The 25,068-nt window shown below is 71.2% G+C and carries 31 protein-coding genes; 20 read left to right on the top strand and 11 right to left on the bottom strand.

Annotated features, from left to right (window positions below; translation table 11 throughout):
• Positions 1 to 86: 86 nt before the first annotated feature.
• Positions 87 to 686, top strand: coding sequence for a CoA pyrophosphatase (locus tag Hbl1158_RS06085; RefSeq protein WP_234299166.1), 600 nt, complete (start codon positions 87 to 89; stop codon positions 684 to 686).
• A 19-nt stretch (positions 687 to 705) separates the two neighbouring features.
• Here the strand turns inward: Hbl1158_RS06085 and Hbl1158_RS06080 are convergent, their stop codons facing one another.
• Together Hbl1158_RS06080 and Hbl1158_RS06075 are read right to left on the bottom strand one after the other, a co-directional pair.
• Positions 706 to 846 (bottom strand): hypothetical protein, encoded by a 141-nt coding sequence (locus tag Hbl1158_RS06080; RefSeq protein ID WP_234299165.1) that lies wholly within the window; start codon positions 844 to 846, stop codon positions 706 to 708.
• A 44-nt stretch (positions 847 to 890) separates the two neighbouring features.
• Positions 891 to 1,055 (bottom strand): hypothetical protein, encoded by a 165-nt coding sequence (locus Hbl1158_RS06075; RefSeq protein WP_234299164.1) that lies wholly within the window; start codon positions 1,053 to 1,055, stop codon positions 891 to 893.
• A gap of 267 nt (positions 1,056 to 1,322) precedes the next feature.
• On the opposite strand from Hbl1158_RS06075, the gene Hbl1158_RS06070 reads away from it, so the two are divergent.
• The 5 genes from Hbl1158_RS06070 (at position 1,323) to Hbl1158_RS06050 (ending at position 5,289) form a co-directional block, all read left to right on the top strand.
• Complete coding sequence (locus Hbl1158_RS06070; RefSeq protein WP_234299163.1) at positions 1,323 to 1,574, top strand: hypothetical protein; 252 nt, start codon at positions 1,323 to 1,325, stop codon at positions 1,572 to 1,574.
• Positions 1,571 to 2,041, top strand: a complete 471-nt coding sequence (locus tag Hbl1158_RS06065) for a nucleic acid-binding protein (protein ID WP_234299162.1) — start codon at positions 1,571 to 1,573, stop codon at positions 2,039 to 2,041. The genes Hbl1158_RS06070 and Hbl1158_RS06065 overlap by 4 nt, the downstream gene beginning before the upstream one ends.
• A 326-nt stretch (positions 2,042 to 2,367) precedes the next feature.
• On the top strand, positions 2,368 to 3,174 hold the full coding sequence (locus Hbl1158_RS06060) for an LLM class flavin-dependent oxidoreductase (RefSeq protein ID WP_234299161.1): 807 nt from the start codon (positions 2,368 to 2,370) through the stop codon (positions 3,172 to 3,174).
• Between the two features lie 130 nt (positions 3,175 to 3,304).
• Positions 3,305 to 4,072 carry a creatininase family protein gene (locus tag Hbl1158_RS06055; RefSeq protein ID WP_234299160.1) on the top strand — a complete coding sequence of 256 codons (768 nt, stop codon included), beginning with the start codon at positions 3,305 to 3,307 and terminating at the stop codon, positions 4,070 to 4,072.
• On the top strand, positions 4,072 to 5,289 hold the full coding sequence (locus Hbl1158_RS06050) for an FAD-dependent oxidoreductase (RefSeq protein ID WP_234299159.1): 1,218 nt from the start codon (positions 4,072 to 4,074) through the stop codon (positions 5,287 to 5,289). The genes Hbl1158_RS06055 and Hbl1158_RS06050 overlap by 1 nt, the downstream gene beginning before the upstream one ends.
• Positions 5,290 to 5,336: 47 nt before the next feature.
• On the opposite strand, the gene Hbl1158_RS06045 is transcribed toward Hbl1158_RS06050, so the two are convergent.
• A complete protein-coding gene (locus tag Hbl1158_RS06045; protein ID WP_234299158.1) occupies positions 5,337 to 5,936 on the bottom strand; it encodes an Hsp20 family protein in 600 nt (199 codons plus the stop codon).
• Position 5,937: 1 nt separating this feature from the next.
• Positions 5,938 to 6,096 carry a hypothetical protein gene (locus Hbl1158_RS06040; RefSeq protein WP_234299157.1) on the bottom strand — a complete coding sequence of 53 codons (159 nt, stop codon included), beginning with the start codon at positions 6,094 to 6,096 and terminating at the stop codon, positions 5,938 to 5,940.
• A gap of 115 nt (positions 6,097 to 6,211) precedes the next feature.
• Here Hbl1158_RS06040 and Hbl1158_RS06035 point away from each other — a divergent pair, with 115 nt between their 5' ends.
• From Hbl1158_RS06035 to Hbl1158_RS06020, 4 genes are all read left to right on the top strand, one after another.
• Entirely contained in the window at positions 6,212 to 7,102 is an 891-nt protein-coding gene (locus Hbl1158_RS06035; protein WP_234299156.1) for a DUF429 domain-containing protein, read from the top strand.
• Between the two features lie 92 nt (positions 7,103 to 7,194).
• Positions 7,195 to 7,440, top strand: coding sequence for a hypothetical protein (locus tag Hbl1158_RS06030; RefSeq protein ID WP_234299155.1), 246 nt, complete (start codon positions 7,195 to 7,197; stop codon positions 7,438 to 7,440).
• A 186-nt stretch (positions 7,441 to 7,626) separates the two neighbouring features.
• Positions 7,627 to 9,408, top strand: a complete 1,782-nt coding sequence (locus Hbl1158_RS06025) for a radical SAM protein (RefSeq protein ID WP_234299154.1) — start codon at positions 7,627 to 7,629, stop codon at positions 9,406 to 9,408.
• On the top strand, positions 9,408 to 10,217 hold the full coding sequence (locus tag Hbl1158_RS06020; RefSeq protein ID WP_234299153.1) for an MBL fold metallo-hydrolase: 810 nt from the start codon (positions 9,408 to 9,410) through the stop codon (positions 10,215 to 10,217). Before Hbl1158_RS06025 ends, Hbl1158_RS06020 begins: the two co-directional genes overlap by 1 nt.
• Positions 10,218 to 10,246: 29 nt before the next feature.
• Here Hbl1158_RS06020 and Hbl1158_RS06015 read toward each other — a convergent pair whose 3' ends face one another.
• On the bottom strand, positions 10,247 to 10,459 hold the full coding sequence (locus tag Hbl1158_RS06015) for a hypothetical protein (RefSeq protein ID WP_234299152.1): 213 nt from the start codon (positions 10,457 to 10,459) through the stop codon (positions 10,247 to 10,249).
• Positions 10,460 to 10,606: 147 nt separating this feature from the next.
• On the opposite strand from Hbl1158_RS06015, the gene Hbl1158_RS06010 reads away from it, so the two are divergent.
• The 3 genes from Hbl1158_RS06010 to Hbl1158_RS06000 all read left to right on the top strand — a co-directional run bounded on the left by Hbl1158_RS06010 (position 10,607) and on the right by Hbl1158_RS06000 (position 13,093).
• Positions 10,607 to 11,389 (top strand): YkgJ family cysteine cluster protein, encoded by a 783-nt coding sequence (locus Hbl1158_RS06010; protein ID WP_234299151.1) that lies wholly within the window; start codon positions 10,607 to 10,609, stop codon positions 11,387 to 11,389.
• A gap of 122 nt (positions 11,390 to 11,511) precedes the next feature.
• On the top strand, positions 11,512 to 11,916 hold the full coding sequence (locus Hbl1158_RS06005) for a TRAM domain-containing protein (RefSeq protein ID WP_234299150.1): 405 nt from the start codon (positions 11,512 to 11,514) through the stop codon (positions 11,914 to 11,916).
• Between the two features lie 178 nt (positions 11,917 to 12,094).
• Positions 12,095 to 13,093, top strand: a complete 999-nt coding sequence (locus Hbl1158_RS06000) for a hypothetical protein (protein ID WP_234299149.1) — start codon at positions 12,095 to 12,097, stop codon at positions 13,091 to 13,093.
• A gap of 55 nt (positions 13,094 to 13,148) precedes the next feature.
• Here the strand turns inward: Hbl1158_RS06000 and Hbl1158_RS05995 are convergent, their stop codons facing one another.
• Together Hbl1158_RS05995 and Hbl1158_RS05990 are read right to left on the bottom strand one after the other, a co-directional pair.
• Entirely contained in the window at positions 13,149 to 13,853 is a 705-nt protein-coding gene (locus Hbl1158_RS05995) for a methyltransferase domain-containing protein (protein ID WP_234299148.1), read from the bottom strand.
• A gap of 124 nt (positions 13,854 to 13,977) precedes the next feature.
• Positions 13,978 to 14,370: a PPOX class F420-dependent oxidoreductase gene (locus Hbl1158_RS05990; RefSeq protein WP_234299147.1), complete on the bottom strand. Its 393-nt coding sequence runs from the start codon at positions 14,368 to 14,370 to the stop codon at positions 13,978 to 13,980.
• Between the two features lie 221 nt (positions 14,371 to 14,591).
• On the opposite strand from Hbl1158_RS05990, the gene Hbl1158_RS05985 reads away from it, so the two are divergent.
• Together Hbl1158_RS05985 and Hbl1158_RS05980 are read left to right on the top strand one after the other, a co-directional pair.
• Entirely contained in the window at positions 14,592 to 14,864 is a 273-nt protein-coding gene (locus Hbl1158_RS05985) for a helix-turn-helix domain-containing protein (protein ID WP_234299146.1), read from the top strand.
• 133 nt (positions 14,865 to 14,997) lie between these two features.
• Positions 14,998 to 15,909, top strand: a complete 912-nt coding sequence (locus Hbl1158_RS05980; RefSeq protein ID WP_234299145.1) for a glycosyltransferase — start codon at positions 14,998 to 15,000, stop codon at positions 15,907 to 15,909.
• 22 nt (positions 15,910 to 15,931) lie between these two features.
• On the opposite strand, the gene Hbl1158_RS05975 is transcribed toward Hbl1158_RS05980, so the two are convergent.
• Complete coding sequence (locus Hbl1158_RS05975; protein ID WP_234299144.1) at positions 15,932 to 16,765, bottom strand: amidohydrolase family protein; 834 nt, start codon at positions 16,763 to 16,765, stop codon at positions 15,932 to 15,934.
• A gap of 177 nt (positions 16,766 to 16,942) precedes the next feature.
• On the opposite strand from Hbl1158_RS05975, the gene thsA reads away from it, so the two are divergent.
• On the top strand, positions 16,943 to 18,502 hold the full coding sequence (gene thsA / locus Hbl1158_RS05970) for a thermosome subunit alpha (RefSeq protein WP_234299482.1): 1,560 nt from the start codon (positions 16,943 to 16,945) through the stop codon (positions 18,500 to 18,502).
• Between the two features lie 117 nt (positions 18,503 to 18,619).
• Here the strand turns inward: thsA and Hbl1158_RS05965 are convergent, their stop codons facing one another.
• The 3 genes from Hbl1158_RS05965 to Hbl1158_RS05955 are packed head-to-tail and all read right to left on the bottom strand — an operon-like array spanning position 18,620 to position 20,788.
• Entirely contained in the window at positions 18,620 to 19,327 is a 708-nt protein-coding gene (locus Hbl1158_RS05965) for a TRIC cation channel family protein (RefSeq protein WP_234299143.1), read from the bottom strand.
• Positions 19,328 to 19,335: 8 nt separating this feature from the next.
• Positions 19,336 to 20,169, bottom strand: coding sequence for an SAM-dependent chlorinase/fluorinase (locus tag Hbl1158_RS05960; protein WP_234299142.1), 834 nt, complete (start codon positions 20,167 to 20,169; stop codon positions 19,336 to 19,338).
• Between the two features lie 7 nt (positions 20,170 to 20,176).
• Entirely contained in the window at positions 20,177 to 20,788 is a 612-nt protein-coding gene (locus Hbl1158_RS05955) for a nicotinamide-nucleotide adenylyltransferase (RefSeq protein ID WP_234299141.1), read from the bottom strand.
• 166 nt (positions 20,789 to 20,954) lie between these two features.
• On the opposite strand from Hbl1158_RS05955, the gene lonB reads away from it, so the two are divergent.
• From lonB to Hbl1158_RS05935, 4 genes are all read left to right on the top strand, one after another.
• The gene (gene lonB, locus Hbl1158_RS05950) at positions 20,955 to 23,051 is read left to right on the top strand and encodes an ATP-dependent protease LonB (RefSeq protein WP_234299140.1); all 2,097 of its coding nucleotides are present in this window, start codon (positions 20,955 to 20,957) and stop codon (positions 23,049 to 23,051) included.
• A 42-nt stretch (positions 23,052 to 23,093) separates the two neighbouring features.
• A complete protein-coding gene (locus Hbl1158_RS05945; protein WP_234299139.1) occupies positions 23,094 to 23,975 on the top strand; it encodes a CPBP family intramembrane glutamic endopeptidase in 882 nt (293 codons plus the stop codon).
• A gap of 152 nt (positions 23,976 to 24,127) precedes the next feature.
• Positions 24,128 to 24,574: a rhodanese-like domain-containing protein gene (locus Hbl1158_RS05940; protein ID WP_234299138.1), complete on the top strand. Its 447-nt coding sequence runs from the start codon at positions 24,128 to 24,130 to the stop codon at positions 24,572 to 24,574.
• 108 nt (positions 24,575 to 24,682) lie between these two features.
• Positions 24,683 to 25,027, top strand: a complete 345-nt coding sequence (locus Hbl1158_RS05935) for a hypothetical protein (protein WP_234299137.1) — start codon at positions 24,683 to 24,685, stop codon at positions 25,025 to 25,027.
• Positions 25,028 to 25,068: the final 41 nt, after the last annotated feature.

The raw sequence follows: 25,068 nt of genomic DNA, 5'->3' as shown, positions 1-25,068 counted from the left end.
CGGCCGACGGCGTCGTCGACCGCCGAGTCCCCCGACGGGCCTGACACGACCGCACCGTTGAAGCCGGCCGGGCGAGGATGAAGGGTATGGACTTCGAGCGCGTCCGTCGGCACGCTCCGGTCAGCGTGACCGACGCCGACCGGCGCGCGGCCGTGCTCGCGGCGGTCGTCGAGCGCGACGGGTCGCCCCACGTGCTGTTCACCAAGCGCGCCGAGCACCTCGGGAGCCACCCGGGGCAGATGAGCTTTCCCGGCGGCGGCGTCGAGGCGGGCGACGAGGACCTGACGGCGACGGCGCTTCGGGAGGCGAACGAGGAGATCGGCCTGCGCCCCGACGAGCCCGAGATCGTCGGGAGACTCGACGACATCCGCACCACCTCCGAGTACGCCGTGACGCCGTTCGTCGCGACGGCACCCGACCGGGAGTACGTCCCCAACGACGGCGAGGTCGCCGAGATCGCGATCCTTCCGGTCTCGGAACTCATCGCCCGCGAGAACTACGAGTCCGAACGTCGCGATCACCCCCACTACGGCGACATCCGTCTGCACTTCTTCCACGTCGACGGCTACACCGTCTGGGGCGCGACCGGCCGGATGCTCGTCCAACTGCTCGAACTGCTCACCGACTGGGAGATGCCCGCAGAAGTCGACCGCGTCGTCGACCCCGACGCCGACCTCCCGGTGTAGGACGTGGCGGGCGCGACGCTCAGACGTAGCTCGCGATCACGAGGGCGAGAAAGAAGGTCCCGAGAAGGCCGACGAGCACGAGGATCGAGGCGACGCGGCTCGACTGGACGACGCCGCGGCCGCCGTCGTCGGTGTCAACGACGAGGTTGCTGATGTCCACGGCCGCGATAGGCGGCAGGCCGATAAATAGCCGTCGCCGGGCGCTCACACGTAACTGAGGGCGACCAGCGAGAGGAAGAACACCACGAGGAACGCGGCCATGATGACCCCGGCTTTGACCCACCCGTCGGCGCTCCCGAAGCGTTCTGTGATCGAGTCGCCGCCCGTCGTGACGATCGATCCGCGGTCGGCCCCGCCTGCGTCGGACATGATCCCCTCTCGTCGGTCCGGCCTGAAGAAGCCACGGCCCCGCGAAGTGTCGGTGGGCCTCGGAGTGTCAAGTGTTTATGCCTGATAGTAAATGGATCTTTCACCAAATCTCAGGCGAGTTCCCGTGTCCATAGACTGTTTGATCAGAATCTAGCCACTCTCCGTGAGTCCCAATGTGACCGGATCGACCCTTTCGACATAGGCCCGGTCAGATTCTCATCGGGTGGCGGACACGGATTTATGAGCGTTGCCGAGTAATCGTACCGCATGGCCGCCGAAATTTCCGACCGGGTACGGGAGATCGCAGAGGCTCGCGGCCTTCCGGAGTCCGAGGTGTTCGAACGAGCACTCGAACGCGGTCTCGAAACCCTGTGGGAGGACCTCGTACTCGCACGGTACCTCGACGGCGAACTCGACCGCGAGGCGGCCATCGAGCGCGTCGGTCGGACGAAAGTCGAGCGAGCGGACCGAGAGCGCGAGGTCGTCGAGGAGGACATCGACTGGGGCCTGAACGCGTGACGCTCGCGGCTGTCTCGGACGCGGGACCGCTCATTCACCTCGCCGAAATGGGTTCGCTCGAACTGCTCTCGGCGTTCGACACAGTACTTGTACCGGAGACGGTGTACAGGGAGGTCAAGGCCGGTGGTGTTCCGGACGGACTGGTCGACCTCTCGTACGAACTCGTCGAAGCCGACGAAAGTCGAGTCGGTACCGAAGAACTGGACGCCGGAGAACGCGCCGCGATCGCGGTCGCCGAGGAGCGGGGACTCGTTCTCCTGACCGACGACCTCGACGCCAGAGAGGCAGCATCCGACACGGACGTCGAAGTACGCGGTTCCATCGGCGTCATCGCGCTCGGTTACGGTCGTGGAGTACTCGACAGAGACGAAGCGGCATCGCGGATGCGAGCACTCCAGCGTGAGACGAGTCTGTTCGTGACCGAGGCGGTCGTGGAGCGCGGCATTCGGATGCTGGACGAGCAGTAACGGGACGAGCGGCTGTATAGACAGGTTAAACACGGTTAGTACGGGGAGATTGTGAGTTGTGAGTGTCGGTGGGGGCCTCGGAGTGCCGCCGAAGTCGATACTGACGCGAGCGCCACGCTTATCTCCGACTGTCCGATCCCATCGGTATGGCCGCACAGGCGATGGATCGCGTTCCGCGACGGTCCTAGTTCTTCCCGCGAGGCGTCGCTGCGACCCGCAGCGACGCGGTCCGACACGCGCTCGACATCCGACGCACGTACCGTGCCGGCGACCGTCCACGCGAGCGGTCGCCGAGGCGATCACGACCGACGAATCACGTTCCACCGATGACACTCACCGCATCACACACAGCAGACGGCGTCGCCGCCCGAACGAACCTCGACGGGATCGCGCTCAAGCCGACCGAGTGCGACGTCTCCGTCGCCGCCGACCTCCCGGTGGATCTCGTCTGTCTCGACTACGAGGGCCGCGAGGCGCTACCGGATACTGAGACGCTCGCCGCCCTCGCCGAGGAGGTCGACCTCCGGGTCACGACCCCCGTCCGCGCGGACGGCTTCGACCCCCGGGGCGACGACTCGCTGGTCGCGACGCTCCCCGACGCCGCAGAGCGCGTGCTCGTGGCGGGTCACGGCGCGTACCTCACCGACGACGAGCGGTCGCGCGCGATCGCGCCCCGCCTCGGCGACGCGGCGGCCGCGGTCCGCTCGGCCGGCGGGACGCCGTGGGTCGGCACCGAGGGGATCGAGCGCGTCGCGCTCGCGGCCGGCGGCGTCCAGTACGACCTGCTGTCGCGCACGACCGAGCGGGACGTGCGGGCGCTGCGAGCGGCGGGCTTCGACGGCGAGGTCGCGCTGTACGCCCCCGTAGTTCCCAGCGACGACGAAGACGAGATCCTCGACGCCGTCGGGGGGTACGCCGCCCGCCGCAAGCCCGTGCGCGAGGCGCTCCCCGAGGACGCCGCCACCGACGCCGCCGCGACTGGGCGCGCCCGCGAGGTGCTCTCGGCGGCCGTGCGCGACTTCGCCATCGTGGGCGACCCCGAGGCGGTCGGCGAGCGCGTTCGGGAACTGAAGGGCCTCGGCGTCGACCACGTCGTCGGCTACCCCGCGGCCGGCGTCGACACCCTTCGCTGAGGGGACCTCCGCGGCCGCCGCGACCGCCACGACGGGCACGGCCGCCGCGGCAGCGACCACCCGATCTCGCGACTGTTCCCGCCCCAGTCGCCACCCGAACGCCTACGGTTCCGCACGCGGACCGGCCGGTATGCGACTGCTCCACGAGGAGACGACGACGGCCGCGGGCGAGGCGTTCGACGACGGAGTCGAGGTGGCGATCCTCCCGACCGGCTCGATCGAACAGCACGGCCCGGCGCTGCCGCTCGGCACCGACTTCCTGGCCGCCGAGGCCGTCGCACGGGGGATCGACCGCGACGACGCCGTCGTCCTCCCGACGGTACCGGTCGGCGTCTCGGCACACCACAGACAGTTCGACGGGACGCTGTGGACCGAACCGGAGACGTTCGAGGACTACGTCGGCGAGATCGCCGCCTCCGTCGCGAGCCACGGCGTCCGCAAGCTCGTGTTCTGCAACGGCCACGGCGGCAACGCGGACGCGCTCCGTCGGGCGGCCCGCCGGCTCCGGGGCGACCGGATCGCCTACGCAGCGCCGTGGAACTGGTGGTCGAGCCTCGACGGCCTCGACGAGGAACTGTTCGACCAGTCGGGCATCGGTCACGCCGACGCGATGGAGACGAGCATGGTCCGGCACGTCGCGAGCGACCTCGTGCGGGAGGCGAAGTTGGCCGAGGCCGAGGCGGGCGCGGCCGACTCGTGGGGGAAGTCGGTTCACGGCGCGAGCGTCGGCTTCGACACGGCTGACTTCTCCGAGTCCGGTGCCGTGGGCGAGCCGACCCAGGGGACCGCCGAGAAGGGGCGGAAGCTGTACGAGCAAGCGACCGGCGAGCTCGACGCGCTCGTCGGCTGGCTGGCCGAGCAGCCGTTCGACGCGCTGACGCCGGAGCCGCACCGGTGATGGCCGGTTCCGGACCCGACGGCGGCCCCGGGACGGGACTGCGAGTCGCGGTCGTCGGCGGCGGCGCGGTCGGCGTCACCGCCGCCCACGACCTCGCGGTCGCCGGGGCGGCGGTCACGCTGTTCGAGAAGGGGGACCTCGCTTCGGGCGCGTCCGGCCGGGCCGCGGGGGTCCTCTACGACGCCTACGCCGAGGACGTCGACGCCGCGGTCGGCGCGCGGGCCCTGGAGCGGTTTCGGGAGCTGTCGCGCTCGGCCGCCGACGGCGACGGCAACGGCGACAGCGGCGACCCGGAGTTCGCGTTCACGGAGTGCCCGTACGTGATGCTCGCGCGCGAGGGCGACGACGACCTGGCCGAGGCGGTCGCGGGGGCGGCCGAGCGGATGCGGACGCACGGTCGCGCCGTGGAGACCCTCGACGGCGACGCGCTGGCGAGCCGGTTCCCGAGCCTCGCGAGCGACGACGTGACCGTCGCCGCGGTCGCGTCGAACGCCGGGTGGACGGATCCGGCGAGCTACGTCGAGGCGGTCGCCGAGCACGCCGAACGCGCCGGCGTCGAGATCCGCGAGGGAAGCCGAGTCGCCGTGTCGACGACGCCGACGGGGGTGACCGCCGCCGACGAGGCTCCCGTGACCAGGCGGTTCGACGCGGTCGTCGTCGCCGCCGGCGCGCAGACCAAGCGCCTGCTCGCCGAGGCGGGGATCGCGATCCCGCTGAAGCCGTACCGCGTGCAGGCGCTCGTCTCGGGGCGCGAGTACGACGGCCCGATGTGGTACGACGCCTCCGCGGGCGCGTACGCTCGTCCGCACCCCGCGGGACTGCTCGCCGGCGACGGGACCGAGCCGGTCGAGGCCGACCCCGACGACTGGGACCGCGTCGCCGACGACTGGTTCCGCGAGTCGGTGAGCGAGACGCTCCGTGATCGCGCCGACCACGACCCGGCGGTCGAGCGCGCGTGGGCCGGCCTCTGCACGGCGACGCCCGACGGCGACCCGCTGCTCGGGGAGATCGCGGACGGCGTCTTCGTCGCCGCCGGCTGGCAGGGTCACGGCTTCATGCGCGCGCCCGCCACGGGCGAGGCGGTCGCGGCGCAGGTGCTCGGCGAGGAAGCGCCGGTCGAGGGGATCGAGGCGTTCGACCCGGGCCGCTTCGACGGCGACGAGGAGTTCGAGATCAGCGAGGGGATGACCGTCGAGGCGGACGAACGGAGGGACTGATCGGGCGAGGCGGACGGTCAGGCGTCGATCCCGAGAGCGTCGAGGGGTTACTCCTCGTCGTCTGCTTCGTCTGCATCTTCCGCGTCGTCCGTGGTGTCCGCGTCGTCGCCGGCCGCGTCGCCCTCCGCCCCGTCGTCGCCGAGGTCGAGTTCGACGGGGTCGTCGGCCGCGTCGTCGCCGTCGGCGGAGTCGTCGTCGCTCGCCTCGTCTGCGGCGTCCGCGACCGCGACGGAGCCCCCCTCCGTCTTGGGAAGCCGGACGCGGAGGGTGCCGCGCTCGGTCAGCGTCGAGGAGGCCCCCGCGGGGTCGACGGACGCGCCCGGCGGGAGCTCCGCGCGGCCGTCGAGCGCGAGGCCGCGGCCGGGGAAGCGCATCTCGAACCCCTCGCGGAAGTCGCGGAAGCGGTCGATCCGAACTTCGACCGCGCCGTCGTTGAACCGCACCTGCACGTCGCTTCGCTGTGCGCCGGGGGCGTCGAAGACGACGAGGAACGCGTCCTCGGACTCCAGCAGGTCGTAGGCGAGCGGCGACTTCTCCTGCACGGTCGCGACGCCGCGGCCGACGCGGTCGAGGACGGTGTTCATCGCCGACTCGCCCACGTCCTTGAGCCGCTTCGCGCCGTCGGCGGGGGGGTCTCGCTCGCTCATGTTACAGCTCGATCTCCTCCAGGCAGTCGGTGCCCCCGCACAGCGGGCACGACAGGTCCGCGACCGTGTGGTCGTCGGCGATGTCGTACGTGTAGTGGTTCTCGAACATGTCGAGTTCGCAGTCGCCGCTGGTACACTTGACCTCCTTCGTGGCGGGCATGTCACCGCGTTGGGTCGCGCGGGGCATAAACGACGCGGGGCCGGGCGCGGCTTGCCGACTCCGGCGGGCGGTCGGGTGCCGCCGACGCTTTGTCGCTCGCGCCCGTGCGTCCGCCGTGACACTCGCCCCCGATGTCGACGCCGTGTACGGACTCGACTTCAGCGCCGCCGCGACGACCGCCGGCGCGTCGACGTGGGTGGCCCGCTGCGTCCCGCGCGACGGCGCGCTCGTCGTCGAGGAACTGGCCTCGGCCGCGGAGTTCCTCGGCCTCGACTCCACCGACCGAGAGGACGCGCTTCCGGCGCTCGTCGACCACTTCCGCGGGCTCGCCAACGGATCTGTCGCCGGCGGCGACGACGCGGCCGGGGGTGGTCCCGACGTCGTCGCCGGGTTCGACTTCCCGTTCGGCCTGCCGGCGTGGGCGCTGCGGGAGGGACAGACGTGGCGCGAGTTCGTCGCCGCGACGCCCGATCGGTGGGGCGCGCTGGAGGACGTCGGCGACCCGGCCGACCTGTTCCGGCGCGTCGCCGACGAGGCCGACCGGCGGGGGCTGTCCGAGCGGCGCGCGAGCGACGACGAACACGGCGGACAGGCACCTGCAGGCTGGCGGATCAAGACGCAGACCTACTACGGGATATCGGCGCTGCTCCGGCCGCTGGTCGCGTGCGACGGGGTGCGAGTTCCGCCCGTCCTCGACGCCGACGAGCCGACGCTGACGGTGCTTGAGACGTATCCCGCGGCGGTGTTCGACCGGATCGACGGGGCGGTCAGGGAGGAGTACAAGGGCAGCCAACGTCGCCACGTCGAGCGCCGACGGAGGAACGCGGACGCGCTCGTCGCCGCCGGGGTCTCCTTCGGCGACGACGCGGCCCGCGACTGCGCGGTCGCGACCGACGACGCGCTCGACGCCGTGGCGGCGGCGCACGCCGCAGCGAGGAACTACCCCGGCACGTCGCCCGCTGAGGCCGGCGATTCCGAGCGTCGAGAGGCCCGGATCTACGCGTGAGTGTCTTCGCGCGGACGCCTGAACCGATCGGTCTCGGGGCGGTCACAACAGTTAACACACCTCACACTAGATACGCGCGTGGGTGGTGACAGATGCGAACCAGACGGCGGGAGCGCGAGCGGGAACAGCACTCCAGGCGCGAGGCCGACCGGAACGAGCGGCGATCGACCGAGGAGACCGTCGCCGATCCTCCGCGGACCGTCGACGACCTCCTCGACAGGCTCGCGGCCGGCGACGGGGTGACCTACGAGGAGGCGGCGCTCGTGGGCGGCATCGAGGAGGGCGTCGGGGGGTTCGAGGCCGCCGGCGACGCGCAGGGTCGCCGCGGGGGGTGGTGACCAGGGGCGAGCGTCGGGACGAGAACCGGGATGCTGAGGGAGTACGGCACGGAAGCCGGAGGGCAGGGAACGGGACGGCCCGAGGCGGGACAGCACGGAAGCGGGACAGAGCGGACTGAGGAACGCGACGGCCGGGAGCGATCCCGGACCGCACGGCTTTAGCCGCTCGACCGTCCAATCACGTCCATGACCGCGCCGGATCCGAGCGACCTCTCCGTCACGATCGTCGACGGCTACGTCGACGAGCCGGCGCACTTCGGCGTTCCCCCGTACGTCTCGACGTACCCGCGGTTCACCGCGGGCGCGCTCGTCGACGCCGGCGTCCCGGAGGCGAACGTCACCTACCACACCATCGACGAGTTGCGCGACGAGCGTCGCAAGCGGGCCGACGTGGCCGACGCCGACCTCATGATCTACGTCGGCGGCATGACCGTCCCCGGGAAGTACGTCGGCGGCACCCCCGCCGAGCCCGACGAGGTGCGCGAGTTGGCCTGGACCGCCGACGGCGTCACCCTCCTCGGGGGGCCCGTGCGCTTCGGCGTCGGCGACGAGAACGCCGGCGCACAGGAGATGGAGCGCGACGACCTCGACTACGACTTCGTCGCCATGGGCGACGTGGAGGCGGCCGCCCACGACATCGTCGAGAGCGGGCTGGAGGGGTTCGGTAACCGCATCCGCGACTACGACGAGGTGTCCCGCTGGTCGACCATGGGCGCGTTCGTCGTCGAACAGCACCCCAACCACCCCGACTACCTCATCGCCGAACTCGAGACCTCCCGCGGGTGCGCCTACCGGTGTTCGTTCTGTACCGAGCCGCTGTACGGCGATCCCGACTTCCGCACAGCCCCGGACGTCGTCTCGGAGGTCGACGCACTCTCGGACCACGGCGTCGCCCACTTCCGACTCGGTCGACAGGCAGACATCCTCGCGTTCGGCGGCGACGGCGAGGCCCCGAACCCCGACGCCCTCCGGCAGCTGTACGGCGGGATCCGCGAGGTCGCGCCCGACCTGCGGACGCTCCACCTCGACAACATGAACCCCGTGACGATCACGGACTACCCAGAGGCGTCGCGCGAGGCCATCGAGGTGATCGCCCGTCACAACACGCCCGGCGACACCGCCGCCTTCGGCCTCGAGTCCGCCGACCCCGAGGTCCGTGAGAAGAACAACCTCCTCGTCAGCGCCGAGGAGTGCCTGGAGGCCGTCCGCGTCGTCAACGAGGCCGCGGGGTGGCGACCCGGCGAGGACCCCGCGAACGCGCCCAGCTTCGGCGACTCCGCCCCGCGGCGACTCCCAAAGCTCCTGCCGGGAATCAACCTCGTCCATGGGCTGGAGGGCGAGACGGCGGACACCTTCGAACACAACAAGGAGTTCCTGGGCTCGGTGATGGACGAGGGGCTCATGCTGCGACGGGTGAACGTCCGGCAGGTGATGGCGTTCGAGGGCACCGAGATGGCCGAGACCGGCGCGCGACTGGCACGCGAGCACAAGGAGGAGTTCCAGGCGTACAAGCGCGAGGTGCGCGAGACGATCGATCGGCCGATGCTGAAGCGCGTGATGCCCACGGGGACCGTGCTCCCCGACGTGTACCTGGAGTACCACGAGGACGGCACCACCTTCGGTCGACAGCTCGGCACCTACCCGATCCTCGTCGGGATCCCCGGCGAGCGCGAACTCGGCCGCGCGATCGACGTGGCGGTCGTCGACTGGGGCTACCGCTCGGTGACGGGCGTGCCGTACCCGCTGGACCTGAACGGCGCGTCGATGGACGAGCTGACCGCGATCCCGGGGATCGGAACGGGCACCGCCGGCGACCTCGTCGTGAACCGACCGTACGCGAGCGCGACCGAGGCCGCAGCCGTCGCCGGCGCGGACGCGGAGCTGACGCGATTCGCCGATGCCGGCGTCCCCGGCGTCGACGCCGAGCCCGAGTACCCCGGCGCGCCCGCGCCGCGGAGCGCGGACTGATGTCGGGAGGGGCGTCCGATACGACGCACGCGCACGTCGACCGCTTCTCCGTCCCCGTCGACACGCGCGCGCCCGGCGGGACGACGAACGCGTACGTGATCGGGACCGGCGAGACGCTGCTCGTCGATCCCGCGGCCCGCACCGACACCCTCGACACCGTCGTCCGCGAGAAGGTGGCCGACCACGTCGCCGTCACCCACACCCACCCGGACCACGTCGGCGCGGTCGCCGACTACGCCGCCGAGACCGGCGCGACCGTGTGGGCGCGACGGGGGTACGAGGACCGGTTCGCCGCCGCGACCGGGGTCGAGCCGGATCGCACGTTCGCCGCCGGCGACCGCGTCGGCCCGGCGACGGTCGTCGATCTCCCGGGTCACGCCCCCGACGGCGTCGGCTTCGAGACGGGCGTCGGCGTCGTCTGCGGCGACGTGGCGGTCGCGGAGGGAAGCGTCGTCGTCGCCGCGCCCGAGGGCGACATGCGGGCGTACCTCACGTCGCTCCGGCGACTTCACGCCCGCGACCCGTCCGCGCTGTTCCCTGGTCACGGCCCGCGGATCGGCGACCCGCGGGCGACGTGTGCGCGGCTGATCGACCACCGCCTCGACAGGGAACGGCGGGTCCTTGCGGCCGTGGAAGCGGGCGCGCGCGACCCCGACGAGGTGCTCGACCTCGCGTACGAGAAGGACCTCTCGGGGGTCAGGGACCTCGCGCGCGCGACGGTCGTCGCGCACGCCGAGAAACTCGCCCGGGAGGGCCGAATCGAGTGGGATCCGGAGACGGAGGGACTCGCGCTCGCCGACGGGGCCTGAGTCGTCCCGGGCGACGAACGGTCGTCGGGTCAGCGAACCTCCTCGAGCGGGACGAGACAGTCGGCGTTCACCGAGAGCCACGTCGTCACGAGGGCCACGTCGTCCGCGTCGGCGGGGTAGACCGTACATCGGTCCGGTTCCCCCTCGTGTCGGACCACCGCGGCCCTGAGGCCGTCGGGGGCGGCGAACCGGGGGTCGGGTTCGTGTGCGTCACCGGACGGCCGATCGGGAGCAGCCGACATACTCGTGTCAACCGTGCGAATATACTTAAACGTCGCTAAGTCCACTCCCCCGCGCTCGGGAGCGCTCCCGATCGGTCTCAATCCGTACCGACGGAGACCGCGTCGTCCGCCCGACGGTGTTTAGTCCGAGCGAGGACACGCTCCGTCGTGGACTCGCTCGAAACCGAACTGGAGCGCGCTCGCGCCCTCGACGTGGACGAACTGGCCGACGCCATCGAGGCGATCGGCTTCGAGTGTACACGCTGCGGCGCGTGCTGCAAGAGCGAGGCCGACGACCCCCACACGGCGACGGTGTTCCCCGACGAGGTCCGACGGGTGCAAAGCGCCGGCGACGCCGAGCGCGACTGGCGGGAGGTCGCCCGTCCGATGCCGTACGGGATAACCGACGGCGACGACGGGCCGACGGGCGAGACGTTCGAGTGGGCGCTACAGACCGACGCCTGTGGCGACTGCGCGTTCTACGAGGAGGACGAGTCGGGCACGGGCGCGTGCACGGTCCACGAGGACCGGCCGCTCATCTGCGAGACGTACCCGTTCTCCGTCGGGCTCGCCGGGACGAGCCAGCCGATGGGCGAGGTCGTCGACAGCGTCGCGCTGGGAGCGCACCGGGAGGCCGGCGACACCACCGACGCCGGCGACGCCGACGACGCCGACGACGCCGGCGACGATGCCGCCGGCCCTGACGACGCCGAGGGGACGGTCCGCGCCCACGAGTGCGAGGGACTGGGCCGCGACATCGACCGGGAGGACGCCGAGTCGCTGGCGGCGGCGCTGAAGGAACGCGCGGTCAGAGAGGTGGAGGAGGCGATCGGCGTCCGCGACGCCTACGAACCCCGCACGGTCGAGGGCGGCGAGGTGGTCGTCCACGACTCCGAGGGTGCGAAGCGACCGGACGGCCGAGCGGTCGACGACGGTGACGCGAAGGGATAGACCCCAGCGCGACGGCGCGATCGAGGAGTAACGCGGCTGACACCGGTGACATCCCCCGATACCGGCTGGTGGCGGTAGGTATATGTCACCTCGGTCGAACGTGGCGATGGAGGGATATCTCCGTGGAAATCTCCGACGAACTCATCTGTCTGTTCAGCGCCGAAGTCCGCGAGGACGACGACCGATACACGATCGAGATCCCGAAGCGCGAGGTTGCGACGGGAGCCGTCGACGCCGGCGACATCTACCGGGTCGCCCTCATCGAGCGCGACGGGGTCGACGCCGGCACCGACGACCGCACCGAGTCGCCGACAGCGACGGAGGGGCCACAGCCGCCCGTCGAGCGCGGCGAGATCCGGTACGTCGAGATCGAGGACCTCGGAAAGCAGGGCGACGGCATCGCCCGCGTCGAGCGAGGGTACGTTATCATCGTCCCCGACACCGACGTCGGCGAGCGCGTCAAGATCGAGATCACCGAGGTGAAATCGAACTTCGCGGTCGGCGAGGTCATCGAAGCGGACGGCTGACCGACGCCCCCCGTTCGTCCGCGAGCGACGAGTCACCGGCGACGGTACCCCGGCCGCGACTCGGGGGCGACCCGACCGCGAGCAGCGCCGAGAACGAACGGGTCGTCGGCTCCCGCCGCACGACGACTCGTCGGGAACTCCCGAACGAGATTTATTTGAGGAGTGTCCGGACAACGGTGTGACAGTCCCCGACTCCGCTCCGGACGGGTCCCGAGTGCTCGGTGCCGCCCTCCCGGCGAGCGCGTTGGTCGCCGCCGCCCTCGTCGCGGTCAACTGGGCCGGCCTCTTCGCGACCGGTAGACTCGACGAGGTGACCGGCGGCGTCGCCGTGTCGGCCCTCTCCGGGTGGCTGCTGTCGACCGCGTCGTTCGTCCCGTTCCTGGCGGCGGTCCTACTCGTCGTCGTCGCCCCGTCCCGGCGCACGGTCGCGGGCGGCGTCGCCGTCGTGTACGTGGCCGACCTCCTGTTGGTCGTCGTTCGGTCCGTCCTGTCCCCCCTTCCGGTCCGGTCTTGGCTCCCCGTGCTCGCCGTCCCGCTCACGCGGGTCGCGGCCGTCCTCGCGGTCGCGACCGCGGCGTGGATCGCGTATCACGGCGGATACGACCGAGTCGCGTCGGCACTCGGGAACCCCGACCAGCACCCGCTGTTCGCCGTCGTCGCGGGCGACCGGATCGGGCCGGATCTGACCGTGCGACGCGGGGCGGCCGCCGCCGGTCTCGGTGCCGTCGTCGCCGCCGGCGGCGCAGTCGTCGCCGGACTGCTCGGGGACCTCCTCGCCGCCGTCGCCCGCGCGGGGGCGACCGGGTCGGAATCGATCTTCTTCACGCGAGGCCAGTTCTGGAACGTCGGGATCCCGCTCTCGCAGTTGCCGGCCGAGTGGCTGTTCGAAGCGTCGTTCCTGCTGGGGGTTCTGTTCGTCATCGGTCCCCGGCTCCGCCCGCGAGACCTGACGAAGGGGGTCGCCGTCGTCCTCGTCGTCCAGTCGACCGCGCAGCTTCTACCCGCGCTGTTGCCGCCCGTTCGCCCCGTTTCCCTCTGGAGTCCCACGGGGCCGGTGCTGGGTCCGCTGGTGGACGCGGTCGTGCTCGCGGGCGTCGCGACGGCCGTGTGGCTGGCGGTTCACGGCGGCGCGGAGGCGGTGCGGTCGCTCGTGAGTGCGGACTCCACGATCCCATAACCGGACACTCGGTCGCCGTCGAGTCCCGTGTCGCCGCCGTCGCCGTCGCGGCGACTCAGACCTCGGCCGTCCAGTACGACACCGACGAGAGCTTCTCGCCCACGGCGTTGGTACCGATCGCCTGATCGAGCGACCAGAACGGGTCGGCGACGCTGTTGGGCACCTCGCGATAGAAGCCGTACGGGAACACGAAGTCGTGGTCGTCGCTGCGGAGGCTGAGCCCCGCGCCGTCGATGAGTCGCTCGACCTCCTCGCGGGAGTACAGCCGCGACCCCATCGGGAGCGCCCAGTTGTACAGCACGCGCAGCGACGAGCCGCGGAAGGTGTCGAAGAAGACGACCTCCTTCGAGACGCGGGCCATCTCGGCGAGGAACTTCGCGGGGGTGTCCGCGAGGTGGAAGAATCGCATCGCGAACACGGCGTCGAAGTGGTCGTCCGGGAACGGCAGGCGAGCGGCGTCGCCGCGCATGAACTCGACCGTCGAGGAGAGCCCCGCTCGGCTCGCCTTCTCCCGACCCTGCGCCAGCATCGCGTCGGAGATGTCGAGGCCGACGATGTCGGCCCCGCGCTCGGCGAGCATCACGGTGAACCGTCCGGTGCCGCAGGCGATCTCGAGCACGCGCTCGCCCTCGACCGGCCCGAGTGCCTCCAGCACGGCGCGCTTCTCCCGGCGGTCGATGAGGCGTCCGCCCTGGGAGAATCGCTTGGCGTCGTACTCTTCGGCGACCGAGTCGGCCTGGTACCACTCCTGGCCCTTCACACTATTTCGAGGTGCTCGGGCGAGCGGTAAAACGGTACTGATAGCCCGTCGGCCGGGTCGCCGAGGCGGACGCGACTGCGGGGCCGGTACGGACCCGATTACGGAGTCGATGCCGCCGGCTCCCTCACCCGCTGGTGACGATCCGCTCGGTTGGGATCCGAACGATGACGCGGGGACCGGACTCCTCCCCGTGGTGGGGGTACTCGTCGACGTCGAAGTACCGCCGCGCCAGCTCGTCGATGTGCTCGACGGCCCCCTCCTCGGTGAGTTCGGCCTCGCCCATCACCGACACGTACCGGTACGGGTCGTCCGGGTCGGTGACCGAGAGCCCGACCTGCGGGTTGTTCCGGATGTTTCGCTCCTTTCGTCGGCCCCGGGCGGTGTTGACGAGCACGTACTCGCGGTCATCGTGGTCGACCCAGACCGGCGTCACCTGGGGCGTCCCGTCGGGCATGACCGTCGACAGGTGCGCGAACGACTCCGACTCGAAGATGTCGACGTGTGACTCGGGGATCACGTCCCGAGAATCGCACGCGGATCACTTGGTCGTTCGCGTCGGAGTGGTCGTTCGCGTCGACGGCGTCGTATCAACGATCGCCATCCGACGCCGGTGTCGGCCGACCGCTCGGACGACCGATCGCCCGACTGCGACGTGGAATATTAAGCGTATAAGGGATATTCAGGGGTAGGACTTGTATTGAGGCAACCTTTACCAACAGCCTCCGGGTCGAGTGTAGTATGAGCACCAGTACCGCGGACCCGGACGCCGCAGACGCGCTCACCGACACCGAATACCGCGACCGCCTCAGCGACCTGCCGCCCAGCGCGAAGCTCGTCGCGAAGGTGTTGGAGGGCGACGCGCCGCTGTCGCAGGGCCAACTCGCCGAGGAGTCGCTCCTTCCCGACCGCACCGTTCGCTACGCGCTCAACCGCCTGGAAGAACAGGGCCTCGTCGGCTCGCGCTACTCGTTCAAGGACGCGCGCAAACAGGTCTACTACCTCAATCGGTAGTCGACCGACCTCGCTCCGCCGCTCCACGTCGCCGCTCGCGTCGCTGTGGACGCGTCCGCGACGCCCGGGAGTGCGGTCCCGTGAGACCGCACCGAAACCCCCGTTTTAAGTGTTCGACTCGCTACGGAGGGGTATGGACCTCTCGGTGGTCGTCCCGACCCTGAACGGCCGGGAGCGCCTCGCCGCCAGTCTCGACTCGGTGGCGTCGGCGGCACCGGACGCGGAGGTGGTCGTCGTCAACGGCCCCTCCGCCGACGGGACCACCGGGATGGTACGCGATCGCGACGACGTGGACGTGCTCGTCGAGATCGCGGCGCGAAACGTGAACGTCGCCCGCAACGCCGGCCTCGAGGTCGCCGAGGGGGACGTGATCGCCTTCCTCGGCTACGATCACCGGATCGAATCCGGCTGGCGCGAGGCGATCGCCGACGCCGTCGACGACGGGGCGCGCGTCGTCACCGGTCCGCTCCGGCGCGACGTGCGCGGCGGCGCGACGAGCGACAGCCCCGAGCGCCGGACGATCGGCGACCGCGAGGTGACGTACTTCAACGGCCGCAACGTCGCCTTCCGCCGGGCCGTGCTCGACGAGCTCGACGGCTTCGACGAGTACCTCCAGACGGGCGGCGCGCGCGACGCCGCCCACCGACTCGCCGGCCTGGGCGTCGACGTCGCCTGGCGGACGGACGCCGCGGCCAGGCGACGCGCGGAGGCGACCGACGGCGGCGTCAAGACCCGAGAGTTGGGCTGGAAGTACCGCGCGCTGGCGTATCGGCTGGCGAAGAACTACGGCGTCCGGCCCACGGTCGCCCGTCGGACGCTGAGCCACGCGACCGGCGACGCCGTCGGCGCGCTTCGTGACGTAGTCGACGGGAAGGCGACGCCGACCGCGTGGGTCGGCAACGGTCACGACGTGGTGACGGGTATCTCCACCGGTGCCGCCGCCGGGCTTCGCGCTCGGGCGCGAGACCGGTCGCCGAAGCGAAATCCGCACGGCGTGTCGGCGCGCGCCGACCGGGCCGTCGCGCGCTACGACCGTCGGGAGTGAGCGCGCGGGCGTCGCAGGCCCCTCACGCGTCGGCCCCGGGCGCGAGCCCCTCGATGACGCGCGCCGCGTTCTTCGAGAGCGCGCGGTCCATCAGGTCCTCGGGCACGTCGAGCGTGAGCAGTTCCATCACGCCCACGTCCGGGTGCGTGTCGGGAGCGCCCGAGCCGAACAGGACGCGGTCGGGGTGTTCGAGCAGCCCCCGTTCGAGCACGTCTCGGTAGCGGACGAACGCCGTGTCGAGGTAGAGCTCGTCGAACTCCTCGAGCAGGTCGAGCGCGTCGTCCATCAGTCCGCGGTCGAGGGGGTAGCCGCCGAACGACGAGAGGATCACCGGGAAGTCGTACCGGAGGATCGTCTCGCGGACCGCCGCGGGCGGGTAGCCGCGACCCGCGTGCACGAGCACCGGCTCGCCGGCGGCCGCGACCTGTTCGAGCGTCTCCTCGGTGGGGAGGCCGTCGTTGACCGGGTCGATCACGAACCCGTGCAGGCGGCTGTCGTACGCGTACTGCTCCACGTCGCCCGGCTCTGTGTGGTGGTCGGCCGGCGCGGCCGCGAGGTTCCGGAGCCGAGAGACCGGCGACGAGCCCGGGTCGCGCGGGCCGTTCAGCCGCGCCATCGCGCAGAACGGCCGGTCGACCGAGAGGCGGGCGACGGCGTTGTTCGCGCGGAGGTACCCCTCGCCCGCGGGGCGCGGACCGGGCGAGACGGCCGCGCGCACGACGCCCGCCTGGTGCATCTCGCGCTGGAGGCGCTCCGGCGAGATGTCTCGCCCCCGGGAGGCGACGACGGCCCCGTCGTCGGGGTCGAGGCGGGCGTGGACGTCGACCGCGCGAAAGCCGTGCTCCAACTCCAGCATCTACCACACCCCAACGACGCGCCGGTCTTGAGTGTTGTAGTCTGGAGCCGGTCGAGGGGTCTCGCCGAGGCCGTGATCCGGGCTATCACGGTCCAGTCGTGTAGTTTCCGTACCTATATTCTAGAAAACTTCATATAGAATCGCAACCATCGTTCTGGTTGATCATCTATGAGTCACCTGCAACAGCCGCTCTACGTCCTGTCGGAGTCCAGCCAGCGAACCAGCGGCCTCGACGCGCGCCGCTCGAACGCCGCCGCCGGCCGCGCGGTCGCGAGCGCGGTCCGGACGACGCTCGGCCCGCGCGGGATGGACAAGATGCTCGTCGACACCGCCGGCGACGTGGTCGTCACCAACGACGGCGCGACGATCCTCGGGGAGATGGACATCGAACACCCCGCCGCGCGGATGCTCGTCGAGGTCGCCGAGAGCCAGGAGTCGGCCGTCGGCGACGGCACGACGACGGCGGCGGTGCTGGCGGGCGAACTGCTCGCGCGCGCCGAGGACCTCCTCGACGACGACGTGCACGCGACGGCCGTGGTCGAGGGATACCACGAGGCCATGCGACTCGCGCTCGACGCCGTCGACGGCATGGTGCTCGATGGCGCGGTCGACCGCGACGCCCTGGTGCGCCTGGCGCGCTCGGCGATGACCGGCAAGGGTACCGGCGACCTCGCGACCGACGCGCTCGCGGAGATCGTCGCCGACGCCGTGCTCCAGGTGGCCGACGACGACCGCCGCGTCGACCGCGACGACATCCGCGTGTTCGCCCGGACGGGAGCCTCGGCGGCCGCGACCGAACTCGTTCGCGGCGTCGTCTTCGAGGGTGAACCCGCCACCGACACCATGCCCCGCGGCGTCGAGGACGCGGCCGTCGCCGTGCTCGACACGACGCTCGACGTGCGGTCGGGCGAGGTCGACACCGAGTACACGATCACCTCCGCCGACCAGCTCGACGCCGCACTCTCGGCGGAGGACGCCGAGCGCCGCGCGATCGCCGAGACGCTCGCGGAGGCCGGCGTCGACGTGGTCTTCTGCTCGAAGAAGGTCTCCGATCCCGTCGCGGCTTACCTCGCGGACGCCGGAGTCCTCGCGTTCTCGAACGTGACGGCGGCCGAGGCCCGGGCGGTCGCCCGCGCCACCGGCGCGCGTCGGCTCGGCACCCTCGACGGCATCGAGGCCGACGACCTCGGCGCGGCCGCGTCCGTCCGCGTCGAGAGGCACGGCGACGACGACGTGACCTTCCTGGAGGGGACCGACGACTCCCGGACCGTGACGCTGTACGTCCGCGGCTCGACCGACCACGTGGTCGACGAGACCGAGCGCGCGATCGACGACGCCCTCGGCGTGGTCGTCGCGGCCCACGAAGACGGCGAGGTCGTCCCCGGCGCGGGCGCGGTCGAGGTGGCGGTCGCCGACCGGCTCCGTTCGGGCGCGAGCGCGGTCACCGGGCGGAAGTCGCTGGCGGTCGAGGCGTTCGCCGACGCCGTCGACGCGATCCCGCGCACGCTCGCCGAGAACGCCGGCCTCGACCCGATCGACGCGCTGGTCGACCTGCGCGCCCGCCACGAGCGCGAGGGCGTCGCCGGCGTCGTGATCGACGGTCCGTCCGTCGATGTCGCCGACCCCGCCGACGGCGACGTGGTCGATCCCGCCGCGGTCAAGCGCGAGGCGCTGGAGTCCGCCACCGAGGCGGCGACGATGATCCTCCGCATCGACGACGTGATCGCGGCGAACTGAGGGACCGAACTATCCCGGGATCCGGTTTTCCGATAGACAGTCGGCGACGATACCGTTCACAGCGACGACACCCCATCACAACGACGGCGACGCTCACAGCGACAGCGACCGCGACGCTCACAGCGAGGGTAGTTCCCACTCGCGACGCACCGCCGTGACGCGCAGGAGGAACACCCCGAGCGCGACGCCCAGGGTCGTCGTCGCGCCCCGAACGCCGACCGCGACGGCGACAACGTAGCCGACGCCGCCACACAGCGCGGGCGTTGCGTAGAAGTCTTCCCGGAGCACGACCGGCGTCCGAGTGAGCAGGAGGTCCGAGAGGCTCCCGCCGCCGACGCCGGTGAGCGTCGCGGTGACGACCACCCCGAACGCCGAGAGCCCGGCCTCCGCCCCGACGGCCGCGCCTGAGGCGGCGAACGCCGCCAGCCCGACCGCGTCGGCGACGAGGAACGCCGGGTGGTCCCGGATCCGGCCCGTCCCTCCGGAGACGGCCGCCGCGATCCCGAGGCCGACGGCGACGCCCGCGAGCACCACGAGCACGTCGCCCGTCGACCGGAGCGCCGCGGGCACGCGCCCGACGAGCACGTCCCGGATGGTGCCGCCGCCGAGGGCTGTGAGCACGCCCAGCGTCGCGACGCCGAACGGGTCGAGGTCGGCGTCTGCGCCCTTGAGCGAGCCGGCGACGGCGAACGCCAGCAGGCCGACGAGGTTCATCGCGGCGACCGCGGCGGCGGCGGACACGGTCGGGGTGGCTGAAGTGATCTGGGCGACGGACGCGATCGGGGCGACAGTCGACGTGGGGACGGCGGCCGGTATGGGGTCCACGGCTCGGCTCAGGCCGTCGGAACCGTCGCGGCGACGGCCTCCTCGAAGGATAAGGTCACCGCCCGGCCGGGTGCCAGATCGAACGCCTCGTCGCCGCGGCCCTGGTTAGCGTCGCACTCGACGAAGCCGTGGCTGCCGACGGTGACGAGAGGGTCGTGTTTGTCCACGTCCGCGAACGTCTCGACGACCGGCACCGAGTGCCGTCCGGTGGCGGTCTCCACGACGACCGTCTCGCCGACGCGCCCGTCGAGGAACTCGCCGGGGACGTTGGTGATCGTGTTGCCGAAGTCGTCGACCGCGAGCACCTCCCCCGAGGCGGTCTCGGCCTCCACCCACGGCTCGGGCAGCGCGTGGTCGTCGTAGTCGTCGGTCCGCGAGAAGCCGTCGAGCGACTCGATCGCGTCGACGCCGGCCTCGTGGACGCGTGCGGCCGCCGGGGCGAACACGTCGCGGCCGTGGAACGTGCTCGACCGGGGATCCGCGTCGTCGACGACGAACACCTCGATCGCCTCGGCGGGGTCCGTGTCCGGGTCGACGGCGGTCTCCGCCAGCGCGCGGGCCGGGGGGAGCAGACAGCCGTTGTCGGGGCCGACGAGCGCGTGGTCGCCGGCGCGGACGCAGACGGCGGCGCGGTCGGTTCCGACGCCGGGGTCGACCACGACGAGGTGGACGCCCGGCGGGAACTCGGGGAGGACGAAGCGGAGCCAGAACGCCGCGGCGCGGGGGTCGCTCTTGGGGAGGTCGTGGGACACGTCCACCAGGTCGGTGACGCCGTTCGACCGGAGGACGCCCTTCATCGCGGCGGGGTACGGCGAGCCGAAGTCGGAAGCGAGCGTCAGCATCGGCGGCTCACTCGCCCCCCGACGCGTCGGCGTCGGTGTCGAAGTCGATGTCCGTGACGGCGTCAGCGCCGCCGTCGGTGTCGGCGTCCGAGTCGCCGACGCGGTCGGCCCCGTTGGCGTCCGAGGAGGCCACCTCACGGATACGTCCGACGCCGTCGATCTCCTCGACGACGCCGGCGACGGCGTCGGGGACGAGATCGCGCCACCCCTCGCCGTCGATCATGCGCTCGCGGAGCTCGCTGCCCTCCAGCACCTCCCGTCGGAACATCGGCGAGGAGCGCACCTCGACGCCGGCCTCCTCGAACAGTCGGACGACGAGCGGGTTGTTGGAGTACGCCACGTCGAACTTCGGGCACATGGACTGGACGTGGCTCACCCACACGGAGTTGCGCTCGAGGTCCTCGATGGGGACCGCGTAGGTGGTCACGTCGAACTCCGTCAGCGACTTCGTGACCATCATGATCCGCTCGCCGGCGGTGAACGGGTTGCGCCGGGTGTGGGAGTCGCCGGCCGAGCCGATGCCGAGGACGAGTTCGTCGACCTCCTCGGCGATCTCCTCGACCATGTGGTGGTGGCCGTTGTGATACGGCTGGAACCGCCCGATGTAGAACCCCCGCATACGAGTCAGTATCACGGGGCGTGTTTATAAGCCCGGCGAGACGCAAAAGCCCCCAGAACGACCGGAATACGCACGTCTCACGGCGGTTTTCGGTTCTCCGCGGAACACGCCCGAGGGGAGAAAGTATATGAATCGACGGACCGTGTTTCACGATAGCGACGATTCTATGAGCAACGACAGAACCGACGACCGGGAGGAGGAGGGCGTGTTGGACCCCGAAGAGGTCCCCGTCGACGACTCCGGGTCGGGTACGACCGGCGGCCGGTCGGTCGGGGCGTCGAACGACCCCTCCGACGAGGACGCCGACATCGACGATCTCGGCAGCGACGTGGAGATCGACGCCGAGATCGACGAGGAGATCGCCGAGGACCACCTCCTCGGCGGCCTCATGATCGACTCCACCGACGACATCGAGGTTCCCGATCGCCTCGTCGACCAGGTCATCGGCCAGGAGCACGCCCGCGACGTGGTGATGAAGGCGGCGAAACAGCGGCGACACGTCATGATGATCGGCTCGCCCGGGACGGGCAAGTCGATGCTCGCGAAGGCGATGTCCGAGCTGCTCCCGAAGGAGGAGCTCCAGGACGTGCTCGTGTATCACAACCCCGACGACGGAAACAACCCCAAGGTCCGGACGGTGCCGTCGGGCAAGGGCGAGCAGATCGTCGAGGCCCACAAGGAGGAGGCCAGAAAGCGCAACCAAATGCGCTCGTTCCTCATGTGGATCATCATCGCGGTCGTGCTCGGGTACGCCCTGCTGGTCGCGGGGAACGTTCTGCTGGGCATCCTCGCGGCCGGTATCATCTATCTCGCGTTCCGCTACGGCTCCCGGGGCTCGGACTCGATGATCCCGAACCTCCTCGTCAACAACGCCGACGAGAAGTCCGCGCCCTTCGAGGACGCCACCGGCGCGCACGCCGGCGCGCTGCTGGGCGACGTGCGCCACGACCCGTTCCAGTCGGGCGGGATGGAGACGCCGAGCCACGACCGCGTCGAGGCCGGCGCGATCCACAAGGCGAACAAGGGGGTCCTCTTCGTCGACGAGATCAACACCCTCGACATCCGGTCCCAGCAGAAGCTGATGACCGCGATCCAGGAGGGCGAGTTCTCGATCACCGGACAGTCCGAGCGCTCCTCGGGTGCGATGGTCCAGACGGAGCCGGTCCCGACGGACTTCATCATGATCGCGGCGGGGAACCTCGACGCGATGGAGAACATGCACCCGGCGCTGCGCTCGCGCATCAAGGGGTACGGCTACGAGGTGTACATGGACGACACCATCGACGACACCCCGGACATGCGACGGAAGTACGCACGGTTCGTCGCCCAGGAGGTCGCCAAGGACGGCCGCCTGCCCGCCTTCACCGACGAGGCCATCGAGGAGATCATCCTCGAGGCCCGCCGGCGCGCGGGTCGGAAGGGACACCTCACCCTGAAGCTGCGGAACCTCGGCGGCCTCGTCCGCGTCTCCGGCGACATCGCCCACTCGCAGGACGCCGACCGCGTCACCCGCGAGCACGTGCTGGAGGCGAAGGGTCGCTCGCGCTCCATCGAGCAACAGCTCGCCGACGACTACATCGAGCGCCGCAAGGACTACGAGCTGCAGGTCGCCGACGGCTTCCAGGTCGGCCGCGTGAACGGCCTCGCCGTCATGGGCGAGGACTCCGGCATCATGCTCCCCGTCATGGCCGAGGTCACGCCCTCGCAGGGGCCCGGCCAGGTGATCGCCACCGGTCAGCTTCAGGAGATGGCCGAGGAGGCCGTCCAGAACGTCTCGGCGATCATCAAGAAGTTCTCCGACGAGGACATCACCGAGAAGGACATCCACATCCAGTTCGTCCAGACGGGCCAGCAGGGCGTCGACGGCGACAGCGCGTCCATCACGGTCGCCACCGCCGTCATCTCGGCGCTGGAGAACGTCGGCGTCGACCAGAGCCTCGCGATGACCGGCTCGCTGTCGGTCCGCGGCGACGTGCTCCCGGTCGGCGGCGTCACCCACAAGATCGAGGCCGCCGCCAAGTCCGGCTGCGACCGCGTCATCATCCCGAAGGCCAACGAGCAGGACGTGATGATCGAGGACGAGTACAAGGAGATGGTCGAGATCATCCCCGTCGAGCACATCTCGGAGGTGCTTGACATCGCGCTGGAGGGCGAACCCGAGAAGGACTCGCTCGTCGCGCGCCTCAAGAGCATCACCGGCTCCGCGCTGGAGAAGACCGGCGAATCCGGCACCGCGGGTCCGACCAGCCCGAGTCCGCAGTAAGCTCCGACCCACGACTATCCCGATCCCGCTCTCTCGATTCACGTGACGCGCTGGACGGCATTCGCAGCGATCACCGGCGTCGTCCTGCTGCTGTTGCTCGGCCTCGCCCGCCTTTCTTCGACGCGATTCTCGCCGAGCGAGCCGCCGGCCCGCGTCGACGGGGACGCCGACCGGGGACCGGAGGACGCCGCGCTCGCGTCCGCAACGGCGACGACGCCGCACGGGTCGGTGTCGCCGACCGCGGATCGCCGCCTCTCGGCTCCCGAGCGCAGTCCCGTCGCGGCCGCCGAGGCGGAGGCCGAACTGTCGGCCGGCGCGCTGCTGGCGAACGTCGCGCTCTCGCAGGGGACGTTCGGCGCTGTGCTCGTCGCCGCGGCGGTGTGGGCGGGGATCCCCGCGGGGGCGCTCGGACTCGATCCGGTCGCGACGCTCCCGGATCTCGGCGTCGGCGTCGCGCTCGGCGGGGGGCTCTGGGTCGCCAACGAGGTCGGCGGTCGGGCCGCGAGGCGCGTCGGCGTCGAGACGAACGAGGCGCTCAGAGGGGCGCTCGCGCCCGACTCGACGTGGGGCTGGGTCGTGCTGTTGGGCGGCGTGCTCCCGACGGTCGCGCTGTTCGAGGAGTTCCTCTTCCGGGCGGTGCTGGTGGGCGCGCTGTCTGCGGGCTTCGACGCGCCGGCGTGGCTCCCGGCGTCGGTCGTCGGCGTGGCGGCGTGGCCGTGGCTGCTCGCCGCCGCGTCCTCGGTCGCGTTCGCGCTCGGTCACGGGGCGCAGGGGCGCGCGGGGATCGCGGCCACCGGTCTGCTCGGGTTCGTACTCGCAGCGGCGTTCGTCTCGACCGGAAGCCTCCTCGCTGTCGTCGTCGCCCACTACCTCGTGAACGCGGCGACGCTCGTCGTCCACGAGGGACCGATCGCGGGCGACTGACGGCCGCGGGTGCGGGGCTGCGACCGCGACGGCAACGACGACGGCACCGGCGACCGCGACGGCAACGACGACGGCACCGGCGACCGCGACGGCACCGGCGACCGCGACGACGACGGCGATAGTTCTTTGTCCCGCGGTCGCTCCGTGGCCCCATGGGAACTATCGAGAAACACGCGTGGGACATGGCGGCGGAGGCGGAGGAACACGTCGAGGTGCTGAGCGTCGAGGCGGCACACGAGGAGTGGGAGCGACTCCGGGCCGGCGACGGCGACGGCGACGGCGACGAGACGATATTCCTCGACGTGCGCGACGTGCGCGAGCGGTGGATCGAGGGGGCGATCCCCGGCGACACGCACGCGCCGCGTGGGATGTTGGAGTTCTGGGCCGACCCGGAGACCGAGTACTATCGCGACTACTTCGAGCCCGACCGGCGCTACGTCTGCTACTGCAACGAGAGCGGGCGGTCGGCGCTGGCGGCGAAGGCGTTACAGGAGATGGGGTTCGAGGACGTGGCTCACATCGACGGCGGCTTCACCGCGTGGCAGGAGGCCGGATACGATCAGGCCGACGTGGACCAGCCGGACTACTCCGACCGCTGAGGCGACGACTGCCAGGCGATCGACCGTCGGGAATCCCGTCGGACGGACGGAAGCCGATCGCAAGACTGCGCCGTCACGCTTACGACTACCGCCGCCCCGTACTGCGGTATGGGAGTATCGAACCGCGGCACCGACGCGGCGACGGCGGCCGCTGTGTTCCTCGCAGTCGCCGTCGCGTTCGCGGGCGCGACCGGGTGGTATCGAGGGACGGTTCCGACGGGGATCGCGGTCGGGGCGGCGATGCTGGCGGCCGGCGTGCTCGCCGCCCAGCGGACGATGTGGGTCCACACGGCCCCGACGGAGGCCGGGGCGCTCTCGAACGCCGGACTATTCGTGCTCGCGGCCGCCGCGAAGGTCGCCGGCGTCGAGTTGGCCGTTCCCGGCCTGGAGACGGCCGCCGAGGCGCTGTTTCTGATCGCGGTTGCGTACTTCCTCCTGCGGGCGTACGGGTAGCGCGAGGCGTCCGAGACCGAGGAAGAATCGACGGTCGGGTG

Source organism: Halobaculum sp. CBA1158 (genome assembly GCF_021431925.1).
In the GTDB taxonomy this organism is placed as follows: domain Archaea; phylum Halobacteriota; class Halobacteria; order Halobacteriales; family Haloferacaceae; genus Halobaculum.
This window is presented reverse-complemented; position numbering and strand designations above follow the sequence as displayed.